The sequence below is a fragment of the Streptomyces sp. NPDC054796 genome, from assembly GCF_053611545.1.
In genome coordinates this window covers 26,990-44,424 of the sequence record NZ_JBSHAO010000007.1, presented here as the reverse complement: position 1 = coordinate 44,424, position 17,435 = coordinate 26,990, and the positions used below count along the sequence as shown (strand labels likewise).

At 72.6% G+C, this 17,435-nt stretch carries 14 protein-coding genes; 7 read left to right on the top strand and 7 right to left on the bottom strand.

Annotated elements, in window-relative coordinates; all coding sequences use genetic code 11:
- Window positions 1–61: 61 nt before the first annotated feature.
- On the bottom strand, window positions 62–1,243 hold the full coding sequence (locus tag ACWGJ2_RS08115; protein WP_453345158.1) for a hypothetical protein: 1,182 nt from the start codon (window positions 1,241–1,243) through the stop codon (window positions 62–64).
- 412 nt (window positions 1,244–1,655) lie between these two features.
- Between ACWGJ2_RS08115 and ACWGJ2_RS08110 the strand changes: the two genes are divergently transcribed.
- Both ACWGJ2_RS08110 and ACWGJ2_RS08105 read left to right on the top strand, forming a co-directional pair.
- Window positions 1,656–3,182 (top strand): alkaline phosphatase PhoX, encoded by a 1,527-nt coding sequence (locus ACWGJ2_RS08110; RefSeq protein ID WP_453345157.1) that lies wholly within the window; start codon window positions 1,656–1,658, stop codon window positions 3,180–3,182.
- A 159-nt stretch (window positions 3,183–3,341) separates the two neighbouring features.
- A complete protein-coding gene (locus ACWGJ2_RS08105) occupies window positions 3,342–5,192 on the top strand; it encodes a hypothetical protein (RefSeq protein ID WP_453345156.1) in 1,851 nt (616 codons plus the stop codon).
- Window positions 5,193–5,205: 13 nt separating this feature from the next.
- Here ACWGJ2_RS08105 and ACWGJ2_RS08100 read toward each other — a convergent pair whose 3' ends face one another.
- Both ACWGJ2_RS08100 and ACWGJ2_RS08095 read right to left on the bottom strand, forming a co-directional pair.
- A complete protein-coding gene (locus ACWGJ2_RS08100; protein WP_453345155.1) occupies window positions 5,206–5,868 on the bottom strand; it encodes a chorismate mutase in 663 nt (220 codons plus the stop codon).
- A gap of 108 nt (window positions 5,869–5,976) precedes the next feature.
- Complete coding sequence (locus ACWGJ2_RS08095) at window positions 5,977–7,731, bottom strand: amidohydrolase (RefSeq protein ID WP_453345154.1); 1,755 nt, start codon at window positions 7,729–7,731, stop codon at window positions 5,977–5,979.
- 154 nt (window positions 7,732–7,885) lie between these two features.
- Between ACWGJ2_RS08095 and ACWGJ2_RS08090 the strand changes: the two genes are divergently transcribed.
- On the top strand, window positions 7,886–8,131 hold the full coding sequence (locus ACWGJ2_RS08090; RefSeq protein WP_453345153.1) for a putative leader peptide: 246 nt from the start codon (window positions 7,886–7,888) through the stop codon (window positions 8,129–8,131).
- 219 nt (window positions 8,132–8,350) lie between these two features.
- Window positions 8,351–9,787 carry a sulfatase family protein gene (locus ACWGJ2_RS08085; RefSeq protein WP_453345152.1) on the top strand — a complete coding sequence of 479 codons (1,437 nt, stop codon included), beginning with the start codon at window positions 8,351–8,353 and terminating at the stop codon, window positions 9,785–9,787.
- A 148-nt stretch (window positions 9,788–9,935) separates the two neighbouring features.
- On the opposite strand, the gene ACWGJ2_RS08080 is transcribed toward ACWGJ2_RS08085, so the two are convergent.
- On the bottom strand, window positions 9,936–10,757 hold the full coding sequence (locus ACWGJ2_RS08080; RefSeq protein WP_453345313.1) for a crotonase/enoyl-CoA hydratase family protein: 822 nt from the start codon (window positions 10,755–10,757) through the stop codon (window positions 9,936–9,938).
- A 391-nt stretch (window positions 10,758–11,148) separates the two neighbouring features.
- On the opposite strand from ACWGJ2_RS08080, the gene ACWGJ2_RS08075 reads away from it, so the two are divergent.
- Together ACWGJ2_RS08075 and ACWGJ2_RS08070 are read left to right on the top strand one after the other, a co-directional pair.
- Window positions 11,149–12,429 carry a YeeE/YedE family protein gene (locus ACWGJ2_RS08075; protein ID WP_453345151.1) on the top strand — a complete coding sequence of 427 codons (1,281 nt, stop codon included), beginning with the start codon at window positions 11,149–11,151 and terminating at the stop codon, window positions 12,427–12,429.
- A gap of 243 nt (window positions 12,430–12,672) precedes the next feature.
- A complete protein-coding gene (locus ACWGJ2_RS08070; RefSeq protein WP_453345150.1) occupies window positions 12,673–13,302 on the top strand; it encodes a dihydrofolate reductase family protein in 630 nt (209 codons plus the stop codon).
- Window positions 13,303–13,579: 277 nt separating this feature from the next.
- Here ACWGJ2_RS08070 and ACWGJ2_RS08065 read toward each other — a convergent pair whose 3' ends face one another.
- A complete protein-coding gene (locus tag ACWGJ2_RS08065; protein ID WP_453345149.1) occupies window positions 13,580–14,785 on the bottom strand; it encodes a TerD family protein in 1,206 nt (401 codons plus the stop codon).
- Window positions 14,736–15,845: a DMT family transporter gene (locus ACWGJ2_RS08060; RefSeq protein WP_453345148.1), complete on the bottom strand. Its 1,110-nt coding sequence runs from the start codon at window positions 15,843–15,845 to the stop codon at window positions 14,736–14,738. The genes ACWGJ2_RS08065 and ACWGJ2_RS08060 overlap by 50 nt, the downstream gene beginning before the upstream one ends.
- Window positions 15,846–15,990: 145 nt before the next feature.
- Here ACWGJ2_RS08060 and ACWGJ2_RS08055 point away from each other — a divergent pair, with 145 nt between their 5' ends.
- The gene (locus ACWGJ2_RS08055; protein WP_453345147.1) at window positions 15,991–16,635 is read left to right on the top strand and encodes a TetR/AcrR family transcriptional regulator; all 645 of its coding nucleotides are present in this window, start codon (window positions 15,991–15,993) and stop codon (window positions 16,633–16,635) included.
- Between the two features lie 9 nt (window positions 16,636–16,644).
- Here ACWGJ2_RS08055 and ACWGJ2_RS08050 read toward each other — a convergent pair whose 3' ends face one another.
- Window positions 16,645–17,367, bottom strand: a complete 723-nt coding sequence (locus ACWGJ2_RS08050) for a TetR/AcrR family transcriptional regulator (RefSeq protein ID WP_453345146.1) — start codon at window positions 17,365–17,367, stop codon at window positions 16,645–16,647.
- Window positions 17,368–17,435: the final 68 nt, after the last annotated feature.

Sequence of the window (17,435 nt, the reverse complement as noted above, 5' to 3'; positions counted from 1 at the left end):
CGTCCCCCTTCCGGGACGGGGCGGTACGGGCAGTGCGGGCGGTACGGGGCCGGGGCGGTGCTCAGGCCAGTTGTTCGGCGATCTCGACGCGCAGCAGGGCGCGCACCGTCTCGATGTGGTTGACGACGGTGACGACGGAGGAGCCCGCGAAGAGGAGCCCGAGGGCCACGTTGTCCGGCGAGGTGACCAGGGAGCCCGAGTCGCCGCCCGCCGAGATGTTGGTGGTCAGGATCTGGTCCTTGAAGCGGGCCGTTCCGGCCGTGCCGTAGTCCACGTCGATGGTCGCGTCGATCGCGATGACGCGGCCGAAGCTGATGTTGGTGGTGCGGCCCGTCTTCTTCACCGGGTCACCGACGGCCACGTTGGCCTTGCGGCGCCAGCTCAGCGGCGCGCCGCTGAAGTACTGCTCGCGGGTCGCGTCCTGGAAGTCGACGCGCCCGAGCGCCGCGTCGACCACGTTGCTGTGCCGCTCCAGCGGGATCTGCGGCGCGAACTGGATGGTCACGAAGCGGTCCAGCGTCGCGATCCGGTCCACGGGGTCCTGCCCGCCGTCGAACACGCCCGGCTGCACGATGGCGCTGCCGGGCTGGGCACGGTTGGAGTCGGCGAGGACGTGGTTGTTGGACAGGATGTAGAACCGCGACGGCGAGCCGAGGCCCGGCGCGGGAGGGTCGACGGTGGCGTCGGGCAGCAGGTCGTAGACCACGCTGCCGAGCGTGCCCGCCGTCACCCGTACGTTCCCCACCGAGAAGCCGGAGGGGCAGGGGCGCAGCCTGCGGATCAGGGCCTGCGCGTCCCGCGTCGAGCTGAGGCCGCGGCTGATCTGGCCCAGCTCCTCCAGCAGCGGTGTCGAGACGCCCGCCAGTTGCTCGACGACCGAGGCGTCGGGGCGGTATCCGCCGGGCTGGTCGTCGGCCCGCCGCCCGCCCGGCCGGGACTGGCTGGCCTGGCGCTGCGCCGACACCTGGCCGACGGCGACCACGTCCGTGGGGGTGCCGTCGTCCATCACGGGCGGTACGACGTCGCGTTCGGCGAGCATCGACTCGGGGACCTTCTGCGTCACGAAGACGAGTACGGCCTGCTCGCCCGTGGGCCGTCCGCCGGTCCACTTCACGCCGTGGCCGAAGCCGACGACGTTCGCGAGCGGTGCCTGGGGGCGCAGGAAGTCCGACGTCGCCTGCTGGCGGGAGGTCTCGCTGACCTTGCCGCCGGTGGGTCCTCGCATCATCTCGGGCTGGCTCACGCCAACCACCTCTTCTCTTCGCCTGGCCGGTCGGCCGGTCCGGGGCATCGGCGCCAGAGCATCGGTGCCGGGGCGCCGGACCCGGGGCGCCGCGACCCGGGGCTGCGGCGTGGAGCGGGACGTGCTGCCTGTCTCCTGTCTGCCTATTGCCGTGCCGCGGGGCGGTCAAGGCGGTACGTCATAAATCATGCTGTTGAGCGGCTCTTGCCGTCGATGACCTTGTTTGCCATGGTTCTTTGCGCAGAGTGTCTTCCAGCGCGCCCGAGCACATCCGCCCCCGCGCCACCCGCCGCGCTCCGGAGAATGCGGGCAAACAGCGCCCGGACTTCGTGCGGTGTTCAGCGACGGTTCGCCGTGGGGCGCGACCGTGTCGGGCGCCATCGCTCAACGGTGCCGCCCATGAGGAGTGAAGATGTCGCTCAGCCGCAGAGACTTCGCCGTGCGTTCCGCGCTCACCGGAGCGGGGGTCGCGATCGTCGGCAGCGCCGGTGTCCTGGCCACGGCCCCCGGCGGGCTCTCCAGCGCCGCGGCCGAGCCGCTGGACGCGACGGCGGACGGCACGGGGAACGCCTCGGGCGCGGGCGACGGAGAGCGCGGCACCCGCGGCTACGGCCCCCTGGTACCGGACCCGGACGGGCTCCTCGCACTGCCTGCGGGCTTCGCGTACCGCGTGCTGACCCGCAGCGGCGAGACCACCCTGGAGACCGGCGAGTCCACCCCGTCCAACCACGACGGCACCGCCACCTTCGAGGGTCCTCGCGGCAGCGTCCTGCTGGTCAACAACCATGAGCTGAAGGGCCCGCGCGCCAACTGGAAGCACCCCGTCCCCCTGACCGAGGGCCTCGTCTACGACCCCGCTGCCTCCGGCGGCTGCACGGTCGTCGAGGTCGAGGGTGGCGCCGGGAGCGGGCGCGGGCGCGGGGCCGGGAATGGCGGAGGGCGTGGAGGACACGTCACCGAGTGGGTCGGCATCGCGGGCACCTCCACCAACTGCGCGGGCGGGCGCACCCCGTGGGGCACGTGGCTGACCTGCGAGGAGAACACGGACAGGGCCGGCGAGAACGGCATGACCAAGGACCACGGCTACGTCTTCGAGGTCGACCCGTACGACCGTCGTGCCAACCGGAACCCGAAGCCGCTCAAGGCCCTCGGACGCTACGACCACGAGGCCGTCGTCGTGGACCCCAAGCGCGGCCACTTGCTGCTGACCGAGGACGCCTCAGGTCCCAACGGGCTCCTCTACCGCTGGGTCCCGCCGCATGGCTTCCGGCACGGACGCGGCAAGCTGCGCGGACTCGCCGACGACGCGGGGGTGCTCCAGGCGATGAAGTGCTCCGACTCCGGCGGCCGTTTCGTCGACGACCTCTCGCACGCCACCAGGCCGGGCACCGTCTACGGCGTCGACTGGGCCGAGGTCCCCGAGCGCGACGCGCGCGAGACCGACGTGCGCGCGCAGTTCAAGGCGGGCGAGGTCACCCGTGCCAGAAAGCTGGAGGGCATGTGGTGGGCCGACGGGGGCGCGTACGTCGTCTCCTCGTACGCCCGCGAGGACGACAGCCCCGGCGCGCCGCACGACGGCCAGGTCTGGTTCTACGACCCGAGGCACCGCACCCTCACCCTCAAGGTGCTGCTCAGCGTCAACGCCGACCCCTCGAAGGACGGCGCGTTCGACGGCCCCGACAACATCACGGTCTCGCCGTACGGTGGGCTCGTCATCGCCGAGGACGGCGAAGGCGTGCAGCACCTCTTCGGCGCGACGGACGACGGCGCGACGTACCCCATCGCCCGCAACGAGCTGAACCTCGGCACGCCGGACGACCCCTCGTACAGCGAGTTCACCGGGGTCGTCTTCTCACCGGACGGGAAGACGCTCTACGCCAACATCCAGGACCCCGGGATCATGTTCGCGATCACGGGGCCCTGGCGCAGGCAGCGCTGACGGCGCCCTCCCCCGCTCACCGGACGGCCATCGCCCCGCGCCCCGGGCGGGGCGATGGACCCGTGTCCGGAATGGATCTGTGCGGTTCCCGTGACCGCCTACCTTGTATGGGAGTGGCCAGGAGGGGCGCAGGAGGGCCGGGGGAGGAGAGATACGGGAATGGGGGAACCGGCGGATCCGCGGGAATCCCGTGCGGACGTCGCGGTGCTCTTCGTGCACGGAATCGGTGACCAGGGGCAGGGCGACACGCTCACCTCGTTCTCCGGCCCGCTGCTGGACTGCGCGCGGCGACTCGTCGAGGGCCCGGGCGGCGAGGGCCTCGAAATGTCGGAGGAGCGCTCCACGGGATCCGCGGGAGAGGACACCCTCCGTGTCACGCTCCGGCGGGACACGGACGGCGGCGCGGGCCCCGGAACGGGCCCTGACGTGGAAGGAACCACGGCGACCTGGCTGGTGAGCGAGGCGTGGTGGGCGAAGGTCTTCGCGGCGCCGTCGTACGGACAACTGGTGCGGTGGCTGCTGCTGGCCGGTCCGCAGACGCTCTACCGCCACGCGCTGCGATATCTGATCGTCCCGCGTCCCACCCGAGAGAACGTCGCCGACGTGTTTCTCTACAGCATCTACGGGCTCCTCTACATACAGCTGCCGCTGTTCCTCTGGCGGCGGGTCCTCCATCCGGCAGTGATGGTCGCAGTGGCGCTGATCGTGCAGCTGGTGTTCCTGCTGCTGATCCCGCTGGCGGGCGTTCCGCTGCTGCGCCGCCTCGTCCTGCGGATCCAGTATCTGCTGGTCGCCACCGTCGGTGACAGCCTCGCCTTCGTCGCCGACCCGAAGGCGTGGGGCTTGATGGTCGACACGGTCTCCCAGCAGTTGCGTCAACTGGACGCCCGCGCCTCCCGGATCGTCGTGGTGGCGCACTCCCAGGGTGCGGCCGTGGCGCACGCGGCGCTCAAGGCCGAGCCGGTCCCCTCACGGAAGGTGACGTCCTTCGTCACGCTCGGGGCCGGGCTGGACAAGCTGATGGTCCTGCGACGGGGCCAGGACGCCGGTGTCCTGGCCAGGCTGTCGAGCATCGGCCCCCTGTGGGCGGTACTGCCCGCCGCCGGGCTGGCCCTGGGCCTTCCGTGGCGCGGACCGGTCGCCATCGCGGTGTTCGTCGGCTCGGTCCTGGCGCTGGTCATCGCCGGCCTGTTACTGCCGCTGCGCTACTACCGGCGGCTGCAACGGGGGATCGACAGGGACCTGGAACTGCCCGGCCAAGGTGACAGATTCGCCTGGACCGACATCCATGCCTCCGCCGACCCGGTCCCGGGCGGGCGACTCCTGGACCCGGCGCTGCGCCCCTGGAGCCTGGACCCGCGACGAGCCGACGTCGTCTCCGTCGAGGTGCAGAACCACAGGTCCCCGTTCCGGGACCACACGACCTACCAGCACAATGTCGAACAGGTCCTGCTTCCCCTGATCGACCGCGTCAGCTCGGCGACGCCGCTCCGTCTGTCACTGGCCCGCGTCGGCAACGGACGGTCCGTCGAGCGTGGCTGGGCCCGGCGGTGGCTGCGTACGAGGTGGCGCGCCCGTGTGCCCCTCAATACCGCCCTCCTTCTGTTCTTCTCGCTTGCAACGGCCCCAGAAGGGCTGATTCCGTTCTGGCCGGTGGTGGGCGCGGTGCTTTGCGTCCACGTTCTGGCCGCGCTCGCCTGGAGAAGCTGGAATCGGGACGAATCGCGCAGGCTGCTCGCCCGTGGCTCCACCCGGTCCCCGCTCATGGTCCTCTTCCTCCTGGTGGCCGCGTTGCCCTGGCTCGCTCTCGCGGCCGGGGCCCACTGGTTCACGCCGGAACCGGACATGGTCGCGTTCCACGCAGTCTGCTTCACGCTGCTGTGGGGCATCGACATGCCGAATATGCTGCGGCGTGAAACGCTGTTGCCCATCATGGAGGACGACGCGCTCAAGGGCCCCACGTCCTTGCGCCGTCCCTCGACGGGGTTGTGGTCGAGGTGGACGCGTTAGCCCTCAAGGGGCGTCAGCCGCGCGCCACGCCGCCCCGGACGCAGACGGAGGGCACGGCGCGGGCCAGTCCCGCGCCGTGCAGCGTGTCGAGGCGCTGGGTGAGCGCTGCACGCGCGGAGCCGTGGACGAGGCGCGCGGCGCAGGACGGGGCATGGCGCGCGTCCTCGGTCTCCTTGAGCCGCTCCAGCAGCCCGGTGGTGATCCGGTCGAGGGCAGGGCGGACCTCCTTGGCCAGGTCGGGCCGCTCGGTGGGCCGCTCCTCGGGGTGGGCCTCCCAGCGGGCGAACAGCCCGCGCTGCACCAGCTTGTTGGCCTCGATCTGGTCCCGGAAGACGGCGGTGGCCTCCGCCGGATCGATGCCCATCCCGACGGACCGCTCCGCCACGTCCGCCAGCACCTGGCGCTCCCGCGCCGGGTCGTCGATGGGCTGGTCCGTGCCCCACTTCGCCGCCGCGACCTTGTCGGCCAGCCGCACCCGCTCGGCCGAGAGCCCGGCGATGGCCGGGATGCCCTCGGTCGCCGGGGCGGCGGCCGGGCCAGGGGCCGGGGCCGGGGCGGAGGCGGTCCGAGGGGTGGCGGCGGCGGACGTGCCCGCGCCGAGCGCGGTCAGCGAGGCCGCCGCGACCGCGACGGCGAGGGCGGCCCCGAGCTTGCGGGGGAACGGGTGAGTGATCATGTGCGCATGTCTACCCCACGTTCCCCCACGGCCAGTCCAGCCGGTCCGGTCAGTCCGGTCAGTCCAGCCGGTCCGGCACCGGAACGCCCCCGCACCGGAACGTGAACGTCAGGTCTGCGGCTCCAGGTCCGGACCCAGCGAGGAGAACTTCTCCTTGCTGATCACGCGTACGGGCGGCCAGGTGATGTTGTCCGGCGGCCAGCTCTGCCCCGTCTTGCGCAGGAACCAGGCGGGCGGCTCGTACATCGGCGGCTCGTAGCCCTCGGGCAGCGCCGTCTTCCAGTCGACGTCCTTCGTCCGCTCGGCGAACTCCTCCTTGAGGCCCTTGAGCAGCTTCGGCTGCGTCAGCAGATCGACGGCCGTCGCCGCGAGGTACTTGGCCGCGGCCAGCAGCGCCGTGTGCCCGGGCGCCGAGCCCGCGCAGGAGGCGGTCGACCAGGTGTGCATCTTCGAGCCGACCGGCGCCAGCGCCGTCCCCAGCGAGACGGTGGGCACCTGCCAGCTTATGTCGGCCACGTCCGTCGAACCCCCGCCCATGAACACCGGGTTGGGCGGCGTCAGATCCGCGATCTTGTCGTGCAGCCCCTTCTCGGGGAGGCCCAGCGACTTCTGGAGCTGCTTGGCCAGGTTCTGCGCCTCGTCGGAGAACTTCGGCGGGCCGATCTGCCGCATGTTGTCGTGCATCAGCTCGGCGAAGGACTTCGAGGGCAACTGGTTCCAGCAGGCCGAGGTGATCTTGTGCCGTACGGACGTCCTGCTGGCCTTGGCGGCGGCCTCGGAGACGGCGATGACCTTGTCCAGCAGCGACTGGACGCGGGCCGGACTGCCCTCGCGCACGTAGTAGGAGATCTCCGAGATCTCGGGGGTGACGTTGGGGATGTCGCCGCCGTTGGTGATCGCCCAGTGGAGGCGGGCCGAAGGCGCCATGCTCTCCTCGCGCAGGAACTCCGACATCGTCGCCATCATCACCGTGGCGTCCAGTGCGCTCTTGTTGCCGAGCGGGGTGCCGCCGTGTCCCGCGACGCCGAGGAAGGTGAAGGTGATCGCGGTCATGGCGTTCGTGCTGCCCCAGCCGGTGGCGTTGCCGGTGGAGGGGTGCCAGTCCAGGAAGGCGTCGAGGCCGTCGTACACGCCCTCGCTCACCGCGTACGTCTTGCCGATGAGCTGTTCCTCGGCCGTCGAACCGAAGAACTTCACGGTGACGTCGAGCTTGTGCTGCTTCGCCGCGCGCGCGACGGCTGCCGCAGCCGCTGCGGCAGCCGTGCCCAGCGCGCAGTGGCCGCAGCCGTGGCCCGGGCCGTAGCCGGGGGAGAAGGGGTCGTGGACGTAGTCGAGTGGATCGTGCTCGCCGACGCCCTTCTTCTGGGAGAGGCCGGGCAGCGCGTCGTACTCGCCGCTGAAGCCGATCACCGGGCCGCCGCTGCCCTGGCTGAAGGTCGCCGTGAACGCGGTCGGGAAGCCGGCCGTCCCGAACTCCACCTCGAAACCGGCCTCTCTGAGGAAGTCCGCCTCCGCGATCGAGGACTTCCACTCGCGCAGGCTCAGCTCCGCGTTCTCCCAGATCTCGTCGTTCAGCCCGGTGATGCGGGACTCGTGCCGCTCGATCCACGCGAGCGCGGAGCGCTTGGCCGCGGAGTCCTGGGCGAGGCCCTCCGGGGGCTCGTAGCCGCCGTCGCCCGCCACGGTGCCGGTCGCGGTGCCCGTCGCGGCCATCACGGGGTCGGCGGCGACGGCGGTCGCGGTCGCGGCGGTCACTCCGGCGGCGCCGAGCAACTGCATGATCTGGCGTCGGCTCATCCCACTCGCGGCCAGGGCCTCTTCGGCCTGCTGAGTGTGCTCGTGATGGTCATGCAGATCGCACACGGGCGCCTCCGGATTCGTGTATGGCTAAACAATCGGCTGCCGTGCGCACTCTGATCTGGTGTTGTTGCCGCGTCAAGAGGTGCGTATGGCGGTCGTGTTACGCGTGGGCTCCGAGCATTGACGCCGTCACCAGGGCCGACAAGACTCGGCGCCCATGCGGAGACTGACGCGACGGCCCGGAAGAGGGCCCCTCGGGCGATGGGACGCGCGGTCTGCGCGGCCCGGACGGTTGGTGTCCGCTGTGCCCGCAGTGTCCGCTGTGCCCGCTGTGCGACGTCGGCCTGCTGACCGTACCGCCGACCGGCCCGTACGGAGGAGGACGCGCGTCCTCGTGCGCCGCCGTCATGTCGACCTGCGGCGCGTGGCCAGCGCGGTGTGTCGCCCCGCTCCCGCCGTGTGACGTGCGGCGTGTGACGCGTACGGGGTGACGGGCGGCACGTGTCGCCCGTACGCGGGCCCGTACGCCTGGTCCGTGCCGCGCGCCTCGTCGTCCCACCTCCCGCAACGCAACGCAACGCAACGTAACGCAACGCGACGTGACGCGGTACGTCCGTGCCCGTGCCCGCGCAGAGCAACCCCGTGCCTCAGCACCCTCATCCGACCTCTCCCGGGGAGAACCATGTCCGCAGCCCTGTCCCGTCGCGCGTTCGGCGGGCTCGTCGGCACGTCGGCGGCCACCGCCGCGATGGGCACATCCGCCGCTTCCGCCGCTCCGGCCACGCCCGCCACCGGAACCGCGGCCCCGCACGCGCCGGAGGAGCGGCCGTTCCGGGCCGACACCGGGCGCAGGTCCCGGCGCCCCAACATCCTGTTCATCCTCGGCGACGACCTCGGCTGGGCCGACCTCTCCTCGTTCGGCTCCGACCGCATCCGCACCCCGCACCTCGACGCCCTCGCCCGCGGGGGCGTCCGCTTCACCCAGGCGTACGCGGGCTCCGCGACCTGCTCGCCCACCCGTTTCTCCCTCTACACGGGCCGCTATCCGGGCCGTACCCGTGGTGGCCTCGCCGAGCCCATCGCCGACCGGAGCGAGGGGCTGGAGCCCGGCCACCCCACCCTCGCCTCCCTGCTGCGCGACGCGGGCTACGACACCGCGCTGATCGGCAAGTGGCACTGCGGCTACCTCCCCGACTACAGCCCCACCAAGTCCGGCTGGAACTCCTTCTTCGGGAACTTCGGCGGGGCGCTGGAGTACTACTCCAAGCTGGGGCTCGGCGGCGAGTACGACCTGTACGAGGGCGACGCCGAGTACAAGGACCTGCGCTACTACACCCGCGTCCTCACCGAGCGCGCCGTCGACCACGTACGCGGCAAGGAGGGCAGCGGGCGCGAGGAGCCCTGGCTGCTGAACCTCAACTTCACCACCCCGCACTGGCCCTGGATAGCGGAGGGCGACGAGGAGGACGCGGCACGGGTCGCGCGGCGCGTGGCCGCGGGGGACTCGCGCGCGCTGCGGCACGAGGACGGCGGGTCGCTGGAGAAGTACGCCGAGATGGTCGAGGACCTCGACCGCTCGGTGGGGGAGGTGCTGGCCGCGCTGCGCGCCTCGGGCCAGGAGCGCGACACCCTCGTCTTCTTCGCCAGCGACAACGGCGGCGAGCGCTGGTCGTACCAGTGGCCGCTGTCCGGAGCGAAGGCGTCGCTCCAGGAGGGCGGCATCCGGGTCCCTGAGATCGTCCGCTGGCCCGCGCGGCTCGACGGCGGCCAGGTCAGCCACGTCCCCCACTACTCCCCGGACTGGACCGCGACCCTCCTCGAACTCGCGGGCGCGCGCCCCGCGCCTGGACACCCGCTGGACGGCCACAGCCTCGCGGGCTATCTGCTGCGCGGCGAACGGGCGCCGGAGCGCGACCTGTTCTGGCGGGTGCGCGGAGAGCGCGCCCTGCGCCGCGGCGACTGGAAGTACTACCGGGGCAAGGACGGCACCGACCACCTCTACGACCTCTCCGCCGACCCCAGAGAGCTGGCCGACAGGGCGACGGCGCAGCCCGAACGCCTCGCCCGGCTGCGCGCGGCCTGGGAGAAGACGGACGCGGGACTGCTGCCGTACGCGTGACGGACGTGACGGGTGCGTCGGACACGGCGGGTGCGGCAACCGCGATGGGCGCGACGGGTGCGACGGGTGCGACGGGTCCGACGGGCGCGACGTCGCGTTGAGAGGGCCACCGGCTCCCCCGTCGCACCCCCCTCACCCCCTCACCCCCTCACCCGCCGAGGTCGCCGAAGTCCCCGTGCCGCCCCGCGCCCGCCGCGAAGCGGGCGGCGCCTTCCGCCGCCTCGGCCAGCGCGGCCCGCCCGTGGCGCAGCTCGGCCGCCATGGCCGCCTCCTCGGAGAGGCCGTCCTGCTCGTGGACGGAGGCGAGGTCGCCGCGCAGGCAGGTCTGCGGGAAGCGGGCCAGCTCCGCGGCCAGCTCCTCCGCCGCCGCGCGGGCGCGGCCCGCAGGGACGAGCCGGTTGGCGAGACCGATGTCGTGCGCCTCGTGCGCGTGGACGGGGCGGCCGGTGAGGATGAGGTCCGTGGCACGGCTCGTGCCGATCAGCCGGGGCAGCCGGACCGTACCGCCGTCGATCAGGGGCACGCCCCAGCGGCGGCAGAAGACCCCGAAGACGGCGGTCTCCTCCGCGACGCGCAGATCGCACCAGAGAGCGAGTTCCAGCCCGCCCGCGACCGCGTGCCCGCTGACGGCGGCGATGACGGGCTTGGACAGCCGCAGCCGCGTCGGGCCCATCGGACCGTCCCCTTCCGCCTCGACCCTGTTGCCGCGCTCCGTACCGATCGCCTTGAGGTCGGCACCGGCGCAGAACGTGCCGCCCTCGCCCCACAGCACGGCCACGCGCGCCTCCGGGTCCGTCTCGAAGGCGCGGAAAGCGTCGGCGAGCGCGGTGGCGGTCGGCCCGTCCACGGCGTTGCGGGCCTCGGCCCTTGAGAGGACGACGGTCGTGACCGGGCCGCTGCGCTCGGTGCGCACGGCGGAAGAGGCGGTGGGGGAGGCGGGGGAGGTGACGGGAGAGGTGGCGGTGGTCACGGGCTCGGTCACGGAAGAACCGACCTCCAGCGGGCGCACGGGGACAGGAGCGGGCCCGACCCTACCGGCGGCTGTCCATTTTCGGTCTCGGTAATTGAGACAGGCCGGGGTGGCCGGATCTCGATGGTCTACCGTGGCACTCATGTTCGGACCCGCACGCCTGCTGGCACTCGCGCTCTTCGCGGCCACGGCGTGGAGCGTCGACGACGCGCTCTGTCGCCGCTGACGGATCTCCCCGCGGCCACCCCGGCGGGTGGCCGCACGGGCCGGTGACCAGGCGCTCCCGCGCGCCGCCCCCGCTCACCCGCCCCTCCCTCCCTCCCTCCCTTCTCCTCCTCTTCGTAGCGCCGTCGGCACACCTGTGTCCGGCCCCATCCCCACGGAGACGCCCGTGACCACCGCTCCCCCCGCCGGGGCGCCGCCCCGCACCGCTCTGCTCACCCCCTCGCCCACCCACGTGCCCGCGCCCGAGGCGGCACCGGCGCCGAGCGTGCGCCGTCTGCCGCTCGCCGTCGCCGGGGTGCTCGGGGTCGCGCTGACCGCGTACGTGTGGTCGGCGCACGGCGCCAAGCCCGGTGTGCTGCTCCTGCTCGGCATCGGTCTCGGCGTCGCCCTCTTCCACTCCCGCTTCGGCTTCACCTCCGCCTGGCGGCAGCTCATCGCGGTCGGCAACGGCACCGGACTGCGCGCCCACACCCTGCTGCTGGGCACCACGGCCACCCTCTTCGCGCTGATCATCGGCACGGGCAGCGGACTCTTCGGCTCCGTGCCCGCGCCCAGCGCGGGAACCCTCGGCATCGGGCTCCTGGTGGGGGCCTTCCTCTTCGCCGTCGGCATGCAGCTCGGCGGCGCCTGCGCCTCCGGCACGCTCTTCGCCGTCGGCTCGGGCCAGAGCACGATCGTGCTGACCCTCGGCGGCTTCATCGCGGGCTCGACGCTGGCGGCCTGGCAGTACGGGCTGTGGCGCGACCTGCCCGCGATGGACCCGGTCGTCTTCGCCGACCACGTCGGCTGGTTCGGGTCCTGGGTGCTGACGGTGGCGCTGCTCGCGCTCGTCTGGCTGGTCGCCCGCCGCATACAGGCGCGGCGCACCCCGCCGCCCGTCGGCACGCCGCCCTCCGCTCGGGGCGCGCTGGCCCGCGTCCTGCGCGGCTCCTGGCCGCTGGCCGTCGGCGCGCTGGTGCTGGCCGTGCTCGGCGCGGCCGTGCTGCTGGTCTCGGGCGGGGCCTGGGGCGTCACCAGCGCCTTCGCGCTGTGGGGCTCCAAGCTCGTGGGCGCGCTGGGCGGTTCGCCCGAGGCGTGGGCGTTCTGGCAGGAGCCGAAGAACGCGGCGCAGCTCTCCGGGCCCGTGCTGGCGGACAAGACCAGCCTCACCGACATCGGCATCATGGTCGGCGCCGCCGTGGCCGCTGCGGCGGGCGGCGTGTGGAAGCTGCACCGCGGTATGCCGTTGCGCACGGCGGTCGCCGCGGTCCTCGGCGGCGTCCTGATGGGGATCGGCGCCCGCATGGCCGGGGGCTGCAACATCGGCGCCTACCTCGCGGGCATCGCCTCCGGCAGTCTGCACGGCTGGATCTGGGGCGCGGTGGCCCTCGTCGGCACCTGGGCGGGCCTGCGGCTGCGCCCCCTGTTCGGCCTGGGCAACCCCAAGCCGACGGACAGTGTCTGCTGACGGCCGTTCCCGCCCCGGGGCCCGGCGGGCTCCGGGAGCCGGATGGCGTGAATCCGCTGGTCCGCGACGAGTTCGGCGCCGGGCGATGAGTTCCGAGCGCCCGGCGGGTCACCCTCTTGAAGGAATCACGCGTGGCCCGTGCCGCGCCGCGCTGCTCCGCTCGGCCATCACGTCGACGGAGCCGAGCGGACCGGAACGGCACGGCACGGCACGGGCCACGGACTCCCGAGAGAGGGACCGGCCATGACGAAGATCACGCTGACCACCTTCCTGACGCTGGACGGCGTCACACAGGGACCCGGTGGCCCGGGCGAGGACCCCAGCGGGGGGTTCGACCTCGGCGGGTGGCTGGTCCCCTACGCCGACGAGGACATGGGCCGCGTCATCAGCGGCTGGTTCGAGGCGGCCGACGGCTTCCTGCTGGGCCGCAGGACGTACGAGATCTTCGCAGCGCACTGGCCGCACGTCACCGACGAGGACGACCCCGTCGCGAGCCGCCTCAACTCACTGCCCAAGTACGTGGCCTCCAGGACCCTGCCCTCGGTCGACTGGCACGGCTCGACGCTGCTCTCCGGCGACGTCCCCAAGGCGGTCGCGGAGCTGAAGGCGGAGGGGAGCGGGCCCGGCGGGGAGATCCAGATCCACGGGAGCTGTGTGCTCGCGCAGTCCCTCATGGCGCACGACCTCATCGACGAGTACCGGCTGCTCGTCTATCCCGTCGTCCTCGGCCGGGGCAGGCGGCTGTTCGCGGACGGCACGCTGCCGACGGCGCTGAAGCTGACCGGCTCCAGGACGACGAGCGCGGGGGTCGCGGTGCACACGTACGAGCCGCAGGGGCGGCCGACCTACGGCACGATCGGGACGGAGCCGTAGCCCGGCGCCGTAGTCCTCCGGCCCCGTCGCAGGCCGCGAATCCGCCGCGCGGGGCCGTGAGGTGGGGCGGGGGCCGGTGCGGAGGGCGGGGTGGTGACCGCGTGGTAATCCGGACTGCCAGTATTTTTTCGCGAGGGCTCACCACAACCGCCCTTCGTCTGCCACACTATGAGTGAAGGGCCCCGCCGTTCCCCCGTCGGCGGGGCCCTTCTTCATGCCCTGTTGCGATGTCCTGCCGCGCTGTTCCGTCGCGCGAGCCGCGTCAGAGGGCTCTGCGTCAGAGGGCGGCGCCCGCCGGCTTCACCATGCCGCGGACGGTGCGCGAGTCGACGTAGTCGCCGAGCGCCGTCATCTCCCACTCGCCCGAGAACTGGCGGATCAGCTTGCACATCAGGACGCCCGTGCGCGGCTCGGCGTTCGTCAGATCGAAGCGGACCAGCTCCTGGCCCGAACCGCCGTCCAGCAGGCGGCAGTACGCCTTGGCGACCTCGGTGAACTTCTGGCCCGAGAAGGAGTTGACCGTGAAGACCAGCCCGGTGACCTGCGAGGGGATGTCGCCCAGGTGGACGGTGATGACCTCATCGTCCCCGGCGCCCTCGCCCGTGAGGTTGTCACCGGAGTGCTGGATCACGCCGTTCAGGATCGCGAGCTTGCCGAAATAGCAGGCATCGACCTTCTTGCGGTTGGCGTCGTACGCGATGACGGAGGCGTCGAGATCGATCTCCTTGGCACGGCGGCCCGCGCGGAAGACGGGCTCCCAGCCGAGGCCCATCCTGACGGAGGTGAGCATCGGCTTGCCGCCCTTGACCAGCGAGACGGTCTGGTGCTTCTGGAGGCTGACCTTGCCCTTGTCGAGGTTGATCTTCCCCGCGCCGGGCGCCGGAGCCGGAGCCGGGGGAGCGGGCGGTGCGGGTGCGGCCTGCGGAGCCGGAGGCGCGGGCGGGGCCGGGGGAGCCTGCGGCGCCTGCGGGGCGGGGGCCGGTGTCGGCGCTGCGGCGGGTTCCTCGACGTCGACGCCGAAGTCCGCCGCGATGCCGCCCAGCCCGTTGGCGTAACCCTGGCCCACCGCTCGGACCTTCCACGCGCCGCCCCTGCGATAGACCTCCACCACGACCAGCGCGGTCTCGGCGCCGAGCTGGGGCGGGGTGAAGGTGGCGAGGACGGCGCCCGAGGCGGCGTCGCGGACGGTGGCGGTGGGCTCGGTGCCGGCGAAGGTGCCACCGGAGGCGTCCAGGCTCGCGGTGACGACGACCTTCTCCACATCGGCGGGCACGGCGGCCGTGTCCACCGTGATGGTGTCGGCCGCGCCGCTGCTGTGGGTCACTCCCTGGCCGCTCGGCTGGTTGTAGAACACGAAGTCGGCATCGGAGCGCACCTTCCCTTCGCTGCCGAGCAGCAGGCCCGAGACATCGAGCCGGGTGGGTGAGGTGACGTCAACCGCAACGCGGGTCGCGGTCAGGGGAAGGTTCGAGCCAGGAGTCATCGCGGTCATGTCGTTCGTAACGAGCGGGGCTCCTTTGCGGTTCCTTTGCCTCCCCCGTCCGTACCGGCCGACCTGCCGGTTCCGCCTGCCCCGCACTTCCCCGGCGCCCCGGCCGCCCCGGTTGCCCCGTCCGCGTCGCGGGACTCCGCCGTACGGCCACGACCACGCCCGCCAGCGAGACCGCCATCCCGGCCAGCGCCAGCGGCCCCGGCGCCTCGCCGAACATCGCGTACGCCCACACGGCGGTGGTGGGAGGGGTGAGGTAGATGAGGGCGCTGGTGCGGGTGACGCCGTCGCGGCGGAGGCTGAGCCAGTAGAAGCCGTAGCCGCCGACGGTGGAGAGCAGCACCACCCAGGCCACCGCGAGCCAGAAGCCCGGCGTCGCCGGAGGGGCCGCGTGCCCCGGCCCGGCGGCCAGTGCCACGCCCGTGAAGACCAGCGCGCTCACCAGGCAGTGCAGCGGCAGCGCGTCGGTCGCGGGGAGCGGGCTCCGCGCGCGCCGCTCCAGGAAGCTGGCCGCGAGGAGCCCGGCCATCCCGGCGAAGGGCAGCGCGTAGGCCCAGCCCTGCACCGCGGCGGAGGCCGAGAGGTCGTCCCGTACGACCATGGCAACGCCCGCCAGGCCGATGGCGAGCCCCGCCCACTGGCGCCGCGACACCGTCTCGCCGACCAGCCTTCCCGAGAGCGCGCCAGCCGCCAGGGGCTGGAGCGCCGCGATCAGCGCGGAGGTCCCCGGCGGGACGCCGAGGCCGACGGCCCAGACCGTCGAGCCGAGATAGACGCCCTGGGAGAGCAGCCCGATCACGGACTGCTCCGCCACGGCGCGCGCCGGGAGACGGCGTCGCCGCAGCAGCAGCCAGAGGCCGCCGAGCAGCGCCGTCGCGACGAGGAAGCGCCACATCAGGAGGGTGTCGGCGCCCGCGTGGCGGGTGCCGAGCCCGGCGCCTATGAAGCCGGAACTCCACATGACGACGAGACCGGCCGCGACGAAGGTACCGGCAGGGACGACGGCGGCGGCCGGGGCGCGGTCCGCGGGGCCGTGGGGGAGGGGGCCGGGCATCGGGAGGACTCCTCACCGCAGGGCGAGCTGCGTAGGGGCTACTGAGGTAAACCGATCTGTCTACCTCTCGGAGTTGTAGAGTGAACTAGACAGATCGGTTTACCGCAAGCGTGATGCGCGGACGAGGAGAGGCGGCGGTGCCGGAATGACGGACGCGAAGGCGCCGGAAGCGGCGGGAACGGCGGAAGCAGTGGAAGCGGCGGAGGTGCCGGTGGTCAGGGCCCTGACGCCGGGCGCGCGGAAGATCCTCGACGCGGCCGAGGAGCTGTTCTACGGGCGGGGCATCACGGCCGTCGGCGTCGACCTGATCGCGAAGGAGGCGGGGGTCACCAAGAAGACCCTCTACGACCGCTTCGGCTCGAAGGACGCGCTGGTCGCGGCGTATCTGCGGGCACGCGACGAGCGGTGGCGCGAGTGGCTCACGGAGCGGGTGGCCCGGAGCGGTCCGGACGCGTACGCGCGCACGCTGGCCACCTTCGACGCGTTGGCCGAGTGGATGAGCGAGCGCAATCCGCGCGGCTGCGGCTTCGTCAACGCGGCGGCCGAGCTGCCTGACCCCGGCCATCCGGGGCGCAAGGTGATCGCGGAGCAGAAGCGCTGGCTGCGCGGCCTGCTGCGGGGGCTCGCCGAAGAAGCGGGCGCCCGCGATCCAGGGCTGCTCGCGGACGAACTGGCGCTGCTGCACGAGGGCGCCATGGTGCTGCACGGGCTCGCGGTGGTGGACGACCCCGTGCGGGTGGCCCGTTCCATGGCGGAGCCGGCGATGGAACGGGCGGGCTGCGTGCGCTGAGCCTGTCTCTTACCGCTCGATACGGTCCGGGCCGGTTCCGGTGCGCGCGGGCGAAGCGGTGCGGTGCGGTGCGGCTCGGGCCGGGAGGGACAGATCGAGGGCGGCGCTCATGGACGAGCACGTCCGGCGCAGGAGCGCGGGCAGTTCGCCCGGTGCGCAGTCGGGCAGCCACTCGTCCAGGGTGCAGCGCCAGGACGCCACGAAGAACTCGATGAGGAGCCGCAGTTCGAGGCCGCCCTGTCCGTCGGGGCTGTGCTGCCCATCGGGCCCGCCCTGTCTGTCGGGCCCGCCCTGCTCGCCGAGCCTGCGGGTGATCTCGGCCTGGACTTCGGCGCAGTGCCGCAGCGAGTGCCCGTCGAGTGCGGGCGACTCGGCGATCAGCCGCAGCGTGAGGGGGAAGCGCCGGTACCAGTCCTCGTCCATGCGTTCCAGGGTGGTCAGCATGGCGTCGAGGAAGACATCGGCCAGCGGCCCCGACTTCTCGGTGCCGTCCAGGACGTCCAGATAGACGTCCCAGAGTTGCTTGACGGCGGTGAGCGCCACGTCCTCCTTGGAGCGGAAGTTGCGGAAGAACGTTCGCCGGGACACCTCCACCCGCTCCAGCAGCACGTCCAGTGGAGTGTCGTCGAATCCGCGTTCACCGAAGAGTGTGACGGCGGTGTCGGCCAGTGCCTGGCGAGTGCGGAGCTTCTTCCGTTCACGCAGGCCGACGGGCTGTTCGGAGGGGGTCACCGTCGGCACTTTAGCAAGCGCGCCGAGACTGCGCATATGCTCTACTGGAGCAAACGCCACTCTGTGGC

Bases quoted from the DNA above. Each gene is read 5' to 3' on its own strand.
- ACWGJ2_RS08065 (WP_453345149.1), bottom strand. From the start codon at position 14,785: ATGACTCCTGGCTCGAACCTTCCCCTGACCGCGACCCGCGTTGCGGTT.
- ACWGJ2_RS08055 (WP_453345147.1), top strand. From the start codon at position 15,991: ATGACGGACGCGAAGGCGCCGGAAGCGGCGGGAACGGCGGAAGCAGTG.
- ACWGJ2_RS08100 (WP_453345155.1), bottom strand. From the start codon at position 5,868: ATGATCACTCACCCGTTCCCCCGCAAGCTCGGGGCCGCCCTCGCCGTC.
- ACWGJ2_RS08105 (WP_453345156.1), top strand. From the start codon at position 3,342: ATGGGGGAACCGGCGGATCCGCGGGAATCCCGTGCGGACGTCGCGGTG.
- ACWGJ2_RS08085 (WP_453345152.1), top strand. From the start codon at position 8,351: ATGTCCGCAGCCCTGTCCCGTCGCGCGTTCGGCGGGCTCGTCGGCACG.
- ACWGJ2_RS08110 (WP_453345157.1), top strand. From the start codon at position 1,656: ATGTCGCTCAGCCGCAGAGACTTCGCCGTGCGTTCCGCGCTCACCGGA.
- ACWGJ2_RS08060 (WP_453345148.1), bottom strand. From the start codon at position 15,845: ATGCCCGGCCCCCTCCCCCACGGCCCCGCGGACCGCGCCCCGGCCGCC.
- ACWGJ2_RS08090 (WP_453345153.1), top strand. From the start codon at position 7,886: ATGCGGAGACTGACGCGACGGCCCGGAAGAGGGCCCCTCGGGCGATGG.
- ACWGJ2_RS08070 (WP_453345150.1), top strand. From the start codon at position 12,673: ATGACGAAGATCACGCTGACCACCTTCCTGACGCTGGACGGCGTCACA.